General features: G+C 73.1%; 1 protein-coding gene and 1 pseudogene. Both read right to left on the bottom strand.

The genetic code is table 11. The annotated features are described in order from the left end of the window. A pseudogene (locus tag FF041_RS39700) lies at positions 1-501 on the bottom strand (ATP-binding protein); the annotation flags it as partial. A gap of 19 nt (positions 502-520) precedes the next feature. Further along, positions 521-839, bottom strand: a 319-nt coding sequence (locus tag FF041_RS33350; RefSeq protein WP_153526214.1) for a DUF6238 family protein, incomplete at its 5' end; no start/stop codon positions are given.

Consider the following 839-nt stretch of genomic DNA (forward strand, 5'->3'; position numbering starts at 1 on the left):
GGGGACATAGATCCGGTAGCCGAAGGCGGTGGCCCGCAGCGCCAGGCTCTTGGCGAGGGCGGACTTGCCCATGCCGATGATCCCGGCGAGCAGGATGTTCGGATTAGTGAACCCCTCCAGCCGCCCGTACAGCGCGAACGGGTCGTAGCAGAAGCTGGCTTCCGCGTGGACATCCTGCCCGACGTAGATCCCCTGGGCACCGAGCCCGCCCTCCGCGAGAAACGGATAGGCCCCCGACGCGACGGCGGTCGTCATCCGGTGGGCGGGCAGCCGGAGCTGTCCGCCCCGGGCGGAGTCAGGACCGGGTCGGCCCGACACGGGATAGGTCGGCTGGAGTTCCGGGTCCGGCCCGCTGGTGGCCCGGACCGTGTCGGGGCGGGCGGCGTGGCGGGCCTTGGCCTGCGCCGCGGTGAACTCCGCCTTCGCTCGGCGCGAGGAGCGGCGGTCGGTGCGGTGGGGGGTGAACAGTGGGCTCGCAGAAGCCCGGGAGCGTACGGACATCGGTGGGTACTCCGGTCGGTTAGAGGCGGTTGGGGCCGGTGAACGGGGCCCGTAGTTCGGCGGGGGTGTGTGTGCGGCGGACCCGTACGGACATCCGCAGGTGGCGCCCGCACACCGGCAGCCGGGGACGGCAGCCGCCGGCGGTCAGCAGCCGGTCGGTGTCGGTGGTGGGGGCGCGGTGCCAGGCGGCGTGCAGGTGTTCGGCCGCTTGCCACAGCCGTACCCGCGCGGCCTTCAGTACTTCGCCTCCGGCGCGGTCGACGGGGGTGGTGCGGGTGGTGTGGGCGTCGAGGAGGGCGTAGAGGGCGAGGCAGTGCTGGTGGAGGGCGTCCAGTTCC

It is taken from the genome of Streptomyces jumonjinensis (assembly GCF_009600885.1).
GTDB classification, from domain to species: domain Bacteria; phylum Actinomycetota; class Actinomycetes; order Streptomycetales; family Streptomycetaceae; genus Streptomyces; species Streptomyces jumonjinensis.